This window comes from Elioraea sp. (assembly GCF_051860475.1).
Lineage (GTDB): Bacteria > Pseudomonadota > Alphaproteobacteria > Acetobacterales > Acetobacteraceae > Elioraea.
On record NZ_JBHYDW010000224.1, the window covers coordinates 1 to 4,410 of the forward strand.

5 protein-coding genes are annotated in these 4,410 nt (G+C 70.0%); 4 read left to right on the forward strand and 1 reads right to left on the reverse strand.

The features are described from left to right. The 4 genes from acnA to ACTIFU_RS22630 all read left to right on the forward strand — a co-directional run. Positions 1 to 2,126 (forward strand): aconitate hydratase AcnA (gene acnA / locus ACTIFU_RS22615; RefSeq protein WP_439580582.1); only part of this gene is annotated, 2,126 nt, incomplete at its 5' end. A 377-nt stretch (positions 2,127 to 2,503) separates the two neighbouring features. Then, positions 2,504 to 2,737, forward strand: coding sequence for a hypothetical protein (locus tag ACTIFU_RS22620; RefSeq protein WP_439580583.1), 234 nt, complete (start codon positions 2,504 to 2,506; stop codon positions 2,735 to 2,737). A 96-nt stretch (positions 2,738 to 2,833) separates the two neighbouring features. After that, the gene (locus ACTIFU_RS22625; protein ID WP_439580584.1) at positions 2,834 to 3,364 is read left to right on the forward strand and encodes an NUDIX domain-containing protein; all 531 of its coding nucleotides are present in this window, start codon (positions 2,834 to 2,836) and stop codon (positions 3,362 to 3,364) included. Then, positions 3,361 to 3,717, forward strand: coding sequence for a hypothetical protein (locus ACTIFU_RS22630; protein WP_439580585.1), 357 nt, complete (start codon positions 3,361 to 3,363; stop codon positions 3,715 to 3,717). The genes ACTIFU_RS22625 and ACTIFU_RS22630 overlap by 4 nt, the downstream gene beginning before the upstream one ends. 6 nt (positions 3,718 to 3,723) lie before the next feature. On the opposite strand, the gene ACTIFU_RS22635 is transcribed toward ACTIFU_RS22630, so the two are convergent. Continuing rightward, positions 3,724 to 4,410: creatininase family protein (locus tag ACTIFU_RS22635; protein WP_439580586.1), on the reverse strand; the 687-nt coding region annotated here is incomplete at its 5' end.

The window sequence follows — 4,410 nt, forward strand, 5'->3', positions numbered from 1 at the left end:
ATCTCTCGCAGGTGGCATGGACCTCGGAGGAGAACGGCACGACCTTCGTCTTCCCCGACACCTGCTACGGCACCGACAGCCACACCACGATGGTGAACGGCGTCGGCGTGCTCGGCTGGGGTGTCGGCGGGATCGAGGCCGAGGCGGCGATGCTCGGCCAGCCGATCGCCATGCTGATCCCCGACGTGATCGGCTTCAAGCTGGTCGGCAGGCTGCCCGAGGGCGCGACCGCGACTGATCTGGTGCTGACGGTCACGCAGATGCTGCGCAAGAAGGGCGTGGTCGGGAAGTTCGTCGAGTTCTTCGGCCCGGGTCTCGCCGAGCTGTCGGTGGCGGATCGCGCGACCATCGGCAACATGGCGCCGGAGTACGGCGCCACCTGCGGCTTCTTCCCGGTCGATGCGGCGACGTTGAAGTACCTCGAACTGACAGGTCGCGAGGCCCACCGCATCAAGCTCGCCGAGGCGTATTGGCGCGCGCAGGGGATGTTCCGTGATGCCAACAACCCCGATCCGGTGTTCACCGACACGCTGGAGCTCGATCTCTCCACCGTCGTGCCGTCGCTCGCCGGGCCGAAGCGGCCGCAGGACCGGGTGCTGCTCTCGGCCGCGAGCGAGTCGTTCAAGGATGAGCTGACACGATCGCTCGGCGTGCCGGCGAACGATGTCGGCAAGCGGGTGAAGGTCGAGGGCACGAACTACGAGCTCACCCACGGCGACGTGGTGATCGCGGCGATCACGTCCTGCACGAACACCTCCAACCCGTACGTCATGGTCGCGGCGGGGCTGGTAGCGCGCAACGCGCGCAGGAAGGGCCTTCAGGTGAAGCCCTGGGTGAAGACCTCGCTCGCGCCGGGCTCGCAGGTGGTGACGGAATATCTGGAAAAGTCGGGGTTGCAGGTCGACCTCGATGCGCTCGGGTTCAACCTGGTGGGTTATGGCTGCACCACCTGCATCGGCAACTCCGGGCCGCTCGACGACCACATCGCGGATGCGGTCGAGAACGGCAAGCTGGTGGTCGCCTCCGTGCTGTCGGGCAACCGCAACTTCGAGGGCCGTGTGCATGCCAATGTGCGGGCGAACTATCTCGCCTCGCCGCCGCTGGTGGTCGCCTACGCGCTTGCAGGGTCGATGAACATCGACATCACGACCGAGCCGCTCGGCACCGGCAGCGACGGCAAGCCGGTGTACCTCAAGGACATCTGGCCCTCGAACGCCGAGATCGCGTCCGTGGTGCACGGCACGGTCAGCCGGCAGATGTTCCAGGGGCGCTACGGCGACGTGTTCAAGGGGCCGAGGCAGTGGCAGTCGATCGCCGTGGATGGCGGCGAGACCTATCGCTGGAACGAGGGCTCGACCTACGTGAAGAACCCACCCTATTTCGAGGGCATCACGATGACGCCGGCGCCGATCGGTGACATCAAGGGTGCGCGGATTCTCGGGATGCTGGGAGATTCGATCACGACCGACCACATCAGCCCCGCTGGGTCGATCCGCAAGGCCTCCCCTGCCGGCGAGTACCTGCTGGAGCGGCAGATCCGTCCGAACGACTTCAACAGCTACGGCGCCCGCCGCGGCAATCACGAGGTGATGATGCGGGGCACCTTCGCCAACATCCGGATCCGCAACGAGATGACGCCGGGGATCGAGGGCGGGGTCTCGAAGCACCATCCCTCGGGCGAGATCGCGCCGATCTACGACGTGGCGATGCGCTACAAGGCGGAGGGCGTCCCGCTGGTGGTGATCGGCGGCAAGGAGTACGGCACCGGCTCGTCGCGCGATTGGGCCGCCAAGGGCACGGCGCTGCTCGGCGTGAAGGCCGTGATCGTCGAGAGCTTCGAGCGCATCCACCGCTCCAACCTGGTCGGCATGGGCGTGCTGCCGCTGGTGTTCACGCAGGGGATGGACCGCAAGACGCTCGCGCTGACCGGCGAGGAGGTGCTGGACATTCTCGGGCTCGCGGACCTGAAGCCGCGCATGGAGTTCGAGCTGGTGATCCATCGGCCGACCGGGGCGGTGGACAGGGTGCCGGTGCTCTGCCGCATCGATACGGTGGACGAGGTCGAGTACTACCGCCATGGCGGCATCCTGCACTACGTGCTGCGCGGGATGGCGAAGGCGGCGTAGCGGCCTGACGCCCGAGCATGTGGCGGACGATGGGTCGCGGCGCGTGAGCGGGCGTGACGCCATCCTGGTGGGTGGCCGGACGAGGGGATGGGCGGAACGGACGTTCGGACGGAAGGGCTGTTCCGCTCCGTGGGCCGCGAGGCGCGTGTTGCGTCTGCCGACCCGGTACGGCTGATCCGGGCGCTGGCGGTGCGGCGGTTGCTGCCCGGTGCGGTCCGGGCGGCGGGCGGACCGGCCCGCTCGCGGCGCGGCCGACAATGCGTCCGCGTCCTGGGCCGACTGCGCCGCGACGGACTTCTGCACGCACCGGCATGGCAGTGCCACGCATACACGCGCGTGGATTGCGAAACGATCCGCGTTAACCCATTCTTAACCCCATGCGTGTCAGAACCCTGCGTATGGTTTCGCTCTCCTCCCTCGCAGCCTTCTCGCAGTCGGCCTCGGCCGCATTGCAGGTGCGCGACAGCCGTGCGGTGGGTGGCAACCAGGTGTTCGGCGGGGTGAACCGCAACATCCTGGCGAGCCCCCCGAAGCCCGCGCAGCCGATCCTGCCGGCCGAGCCGCCGGCTGGGCCGCTGCCGCGCGGCTCGCTGCTGAACCTCACGATCTGACCGCCTTGCGCTGACGGCTACCCAGCTCGCGCGGGTCTGATGGGCTGCCGCGCCAGTTGCGCTGGCGCGTCGCGGCCGGGCGCGGGATGCTGCGCCGTGGCTGCTCTCACCTCCTCCGGACCCAGGATCCGCGCCGTCCCCGAAGGCGACACGCGCACGCGCCTGACCTGCCCGGAATGCGGCTACGTCGCCTACGAGAACCCGAAGGTTGTGGTCGGCTCGGTCGCGACGCACCAGGACCGCGTGCTGCTCTGCCGGCGGGCGATCCCACCGCGCGCCGGCTTCTGGACGCTGCCGGCCGGATTCCTCGAGATGGGCGAGACCGCCGAGGAGGGGGCACTCCGCGAGGCCATGGAGGAGGCGCGCGCCAGTCTCGCGCTCGATGGCGTCCTTGGCGTCTATTCGATCGCGCGGATCGGCCAGCTGCAGGTGATCTTCCGTGCCCGGCTGCTCGATCCGGCCGCGATCGGCCCGACGCTGGAATCGACCGAGGTCGGACTGTTCGCCTGGGGAGAGATCCCCTGGGCGCAGATCGCCTTCCCCTCGGTGCACTGGGCGCTGACGCACTGGCGCGAGAGCCGGGATGCGCCATCCTGGCCCGCACGCGGCAATCCGGCGCCGGCATGACGCGCGCATTCCTCGTCGCGCTCGCGGTTGCCGCCGCGCCGGGAGTGTCCCTGACCGCAGAGCTGCCGCCGGCGATCTCCCAGGGCATTCTGGTCGACGAGCTGCCGCTGCGCCCGCGTCCAGCGCCGGGGAGCGGCACGCGCGTCGAGCCGCCCGGCCCGCGGATTGATCCGCCCGGCGCGGCTGCCGGCACGGTGGAGCTTGCGCCCGGCACGACGCTCGCCCCCGGCTTCTTCAGTTCGCGTCCGATCGACGCCCCGCTCGACGGTCCGACCGCAGGCGTGCCGCAGCGCGGAGTCGGCGACCGGCTGCTCGAGGTCGGACCCGGCGTCGTGCTTCAGCGGCGGTTCTGAGGCCGCTCAGCCAGGGGCCGCGAAGGGACGACCGGGACGCCAGACCGGGTCGGGCGCCGACCAGAGCGCCGGATTCGCCATCGCGGCGGCGAGGTTCGCCGCCGCCGTCTGAAGCAGCGCCTCGCCCTTCTCGGGGCTCGCCGCACGCGGATCGCCGCGCACCCCCGTGCCCGGGGCGCGCTCCTCGAAGCTGCGGAAGCGCTGGATTCCAGCGCCATCCGAGGACGACGCGCCGGCGACCTCGCCCGGCGTCATCACGCCGGCCGCCGCAGCGTCGATGTGGTCGCGCCGCACGAGATCCGGGGCCACCACCATCATCATCGCGGTCTCGCCCTCGCAGGCGTGCTGGATGTTCTTCTGCCGCTCAAGGATTGCGCCGACCGCCTCGGCCGCCATGATCCAGTAGGTCGAGCCGGCGATCGCCATGTCGAGCTCGACCGCCAGTTCCCGCACCGCGACCGCGAGCGGCTCGGTGTTGCCGCCATGGCCGTTCACCACGAACAGGCGGCGGAACCCGCACACCTTCAGGCTCCGCGCGATGCCGCGCAGCACCGCATGGAAGGTGGCGTAGTCGAGGCTGATCGTGCCGCCGAAGGGGAAATGGTGCTCGCTCATGCCCATCCACTGACAGGGCAGTACGACTACGGGCTCCCGTCCTGCCAGCAGCCGCGCCGCGCGCAGGCTGATCTCGGT